Annotated in this window: 7 protein-coding genes; all 7 read right to left on the bottom strand. The window is 37.1% G+C overall.

What is annotated here, in order from left to right; all coding sequences use genetic code 11:
- Positions 1-11 precede the first annotated feature (11 nt).
- Positions 12-512 carry a single-stranded DNA-binding protein gene (ssb, locus tag FC88_RS08505; RefSeq protein ID WP_057814674.1) on the bottom strand — a complete coding sequence of 167 codons (501 nt, stop codon included), beginning with the start codon at positions 510-512 and terminating at the stop codon, positions 12-14.
- Complete coding sequence (locus FC88_RS08500) at positions 512-1,249, bottom strand: Rha family transcriptional regulator (protein ID WP_057814671.1); 738 nt, start codon at positions 1,247-1,249, stop codon at positions 512-514. The genes ssb and FC88_RS08500 overlap by 1 nt, the downstream gene beginning before the upstream one ends.
- Entirely contained in the window at positions 1,246-1,677 is a 432-nt protein-coding gene (locus tag FC88_RS08495; protein ID WP_057814669.1) for a RusA family crossover junction endodeoxyribonuclease, read from the bottom strand. The genes FC88_RS08500 and FC88_RS08495 overlap by 4 nt, the downstream gene beginning before the upstream one ends.
- 96 nt (positions 1,678-1,773) lie before the next feature.
- Positions 1,774-2,010 carry a helix-turn-helix domain-containing protein gene (locus tag FC88_RS13385; protein WP_420838809.1) on the bottom strand — a complete coding sequence of 79 codons (237 nt, stop codon included), beginning with the start codon at positions 2,008-2,010 and terminating at the stop codon, positions 1,774-1,776.
- Positions 1,973-2,263, bottom strand: coding sequence for a hypothetical protein (locus FC88_RS13020; protein ID WP_057814667.1), 291 nt, complete (start codon positions 2,261-2,263; stop codon positions 1,973-1,975). The genes FC88_RS13385 and FC88_RS13020 overlap by 38 nt, the downstream gene beginning before the upstream one ends.
- Positions 2,250-3,119, bottom strand: a complete 870-nt coding sequence (locus tag FC88_RS12665; protein ID WP_083484612.1) for a DnaD domain protein — start codon at positions 3,117-3,119, stop codon at positions 2,250-2,252. The genes FC88_RS13020 and FC88_RS12665 overlap by 14 nt, the downstream gene beginning before the upstream one ends.
- Positions 3,120-3,130: 11 nt before the next feature.
- On the bottom strand, positions 3,131-3,319 hold a 189-nt coding region (locus FC88_RS08480), incomplete at its 5' end, for a PD-(D/E)XK nuclease-like domain-containing protein (RefSeq protein WP_200951540.1).

Below are 3,319 nucleotides of genomic sequence, written 5' to 3'. Positions count from 1 at the left end.
CACCGCCTTATTTAAAATGGTAAATCGTCATCTGAAATATCTATTGGTTTGCTGTTGTTATAAAATGGATCACCGCTCTTTGAATTTGCTACATCACTTTTTGTGTTTACTGCATCGTTTCTACTTTTTTTCGGCGGTTGATGGCTGTAGTCGTTGGTATTACTGGAATTTTGCTGCTGATTTTCTGCATCTTTTCTACTTTCCAAAAGTGAGAAGTTCTCAACAACTACTTCAGTGACATATACACGCTGTCCTTGCTGATTCTCGTAGTTACGTGTTTGAATTCGTCCATCAAGTCCTACAAGTGAACCTTTGTGAGTGAAATTAGAAAAATTCTCAGCAGCTTTTCGCCAAATGACACAATTGATAAAATCGGTCTCACGTGCACCTTGAGAATTAGTGAATTGCCTGTTTACTGCTAGTGTGAAGCTTGCTACTGCTGCACCATTAGTTGTATATCTCAACTCTGGATCACGTGTTAGGCGTCCTACTAGGACTGTTCGATTAATCATTATTTACCTCCAATAGTCACGGTAGTGACATCTAGCTTCTCAATCATAGGAACAATATCGTGGGCTTTTAATAGGTTGTATAGTCCTACACGACCTTTTTGTGTCCATTTGGTTAAGGTACGTGGCTTGCCATCAATCATTCGTGTTGATGAGCTAACCCAACCGTTATCTTGATATTCAGAATATAAATACCAGATGCCACCCAATTTGTATTGAATCTTAAGCTTTTTAAGTAGGTCGTTAAATGCTTTGGCACTCATTCCATAATCCTTTGCGATTGTCGTAGTAATCATTAATGATTTGCTAGCCATGATTTGATCAAAATAATTAACTTTGGGTTTCATAGCTTCAATTTGTTCTTGCTGATCCGCAGCTAGACGTAAAGCTTCTGCCATTGTTGATGGAACTTTGAAACCACCATTCTTAACTTCATTTTCCATCTGGTTGAAGGCTTCAATATATTTGAGTTTGAATGTATCTGCTTTAGAGCCTGTGAATCCCATAGCGATGAAAGTAAAACCATCTCTGTTCATGTAGTACATTTTTTGATTTCTTCCACGAGTATCTTGATAAGTTCCTTCGCAAAACATCTTTTTGTAATCGGCCGAATTTTCGGCTGATTGAATTTTGTTATCAATTGCTTCTAAAACATGCTTGTGACTCTTTTCGAAATTCTCTGCAACTTGTAAGCTGCTAGTCACTGCTTGCCGATCTTTCATAATTACTAAATCGTTCATTTTATCCACTCCTCAATCAAAATTTCAGTACGTGGGTGCTCGTCATAATTCTTTTCAGTATCGTGTTTCCAAATTTGCCCGTCATCAAACCAAGCCTTTTCTAATCCATCAAATACAGCCTTTTCGTAATTGTCCAAGTCAGGCTTAACAGTGGGTTTAACTTCGTGTGAAGCACGCCTCTTATGCTCTGCTTTGGATAATCCTTTTTGAATCCTTCTGTAAAATCGTATGTGGGCAACAAGAGGAGCACCCTTTTTAAAAAGTTGCTTGTTATGGTACTTGTCCCAGTACAATACTTTGATTCCATTTTTGTAAATCCGATATTTTTTGTCTGTATATCCCCACTTTTTTCCACCTTGCGAACTAAATCGAGGACGTGAGGCGGGTACTGGATCACCGTCGATTATTAGTTTCAATTGATTATTCACTTGCTAATCCTCTCTTGTGCTACTATTCATTTCTTCTAAAAAAGCCAGAAATGACAACGTATAGTATTACTAATATAATAATTAATTTCATGATAATTACCTTTTGCTCTCATATCCGAATAATTCATTCGGCGTGATATCTAAAGCCCTACAGATTTTCTCAACATCAGTGATTTTTATCGACTTGTACGTTCTCTGTGACATGTGAGTTATGGTCCAATAATTGATTCCTGACATTTCAGATAAATCTCTTAGTGTTAAATTTCTTGGTATTAATAAACCTCTCAAATCAAATCTAATCACTTTCAGCCACCAACTTTCTAAGCTCAGCATCATAGCACTTACGTAGGCTGTAAGCATTAAGAAGTAAACCCTCAAGCTTCAGCATGAGAAATGGACTTGAAAATAAATCAGAATCATTCTTTCTCAAATAATCCATATGCTCAAATTGATGTTGTAAATTGTCAATTACTCTTTCCAGATACACGCTTTCTCTGGATATTTCGTCTATAACTGTCTGTCTATCATCTGAAATAGGTGTCTGTGAACGCCTATATGACGCCCTTTCTTGGTTAATTTGCAACATTCTTTCTACCTCTCATTTTTGCCAATCTGTTTTGTAATTCTTGTGAGTTTTCTGAAGTTTCTTCGGCTTTAACTTCATCCCAATTAGTAGCCTGCTCAGTTGGTTTGTGCTTAAAATTCTTGTAATTGCTTTTAGACTTGTGTGAGTTTTGATAAGCCTTGATCTTCTCCAAATCAAATAAACTATGGTTGAGCCAATCTTCAAGGATCGTATTGACGTAGTTCCAATATCTTTTGTTATAGCTAACGGCGATACTGATAGCATGTTGAATAATCTCAGATGCTTGCTTGTCAGTAGAACCACCTTTCTTAAAATCGTCAACGACATCAAATACTTGCTGCTTTGCAGTTGGTGACATTATTCCCAATTCACTTTGGTACATGTTGATCATTGAGATAAACGGATTGTCATCATGATTATTATTAGAGTTATTAGTTAGGTTATAAGTACTAGTACTAGTAAGTACTTTGGAGCTACCAGTTGAGCTACTAGTAGGGTTACTAGTTGAGCTACTGTTTGGGGTACCAGTTGAGCTACTTTTACTGTTTGTAGTGTCCCAACTGGTACTGTAAAGCTTGATTATTTGGTATTTCGGTTTTTGTTGGTTTCTCTTACCAGGGACGTATTTGATTAATCCAAGTTGAACTAATTCATTCCTAGCCTTCTTCATTCCGGCTTCGGATAATCCAGTAAGATCAAGCAACGCAGAATTCTTTAAGATAAATAGCGTATCCAGCTGGTACTCATCGTTCGCGTAGTCCAATAACTCGCGATACAGATTATTTTGACCAGTTGAGATGTCTATTTGGTCCCGTTTCAGCTTTCTGTAAGCTCGTCTTTGCTTGAAGTAATCCAAATTTGCACCCCCTATTCTATTAAGTCATCCATGCTGACAATCTTTCCTAGTTTTGCGGTTGACTTACAATAATCACATTTACCACATCTTACTGGCTCAGCACGTCCAGCTTTAACATCTTCAATATGGTTCTGGAACTTATCAATCTGCATTGCCGCCTCTTCTAATCGATAATCAGGAATTGAAATAACCATTTTATC

The organism is Companilactobacillus futsaii JCM 17355 (assembly GCF_001435505.1).
Classification (GTDB): Bacteria; Bacillota; Bacilli; order Lactobacillales; family Lactobacillaceae; genus Companilactobacillus; species Companilactobacillus futsaii.
The sequence above is the reverse complement of the archived record's forward strand: the minus strand, read 5'-3'. Positions and strand labels throughout refer to the sequence as shown.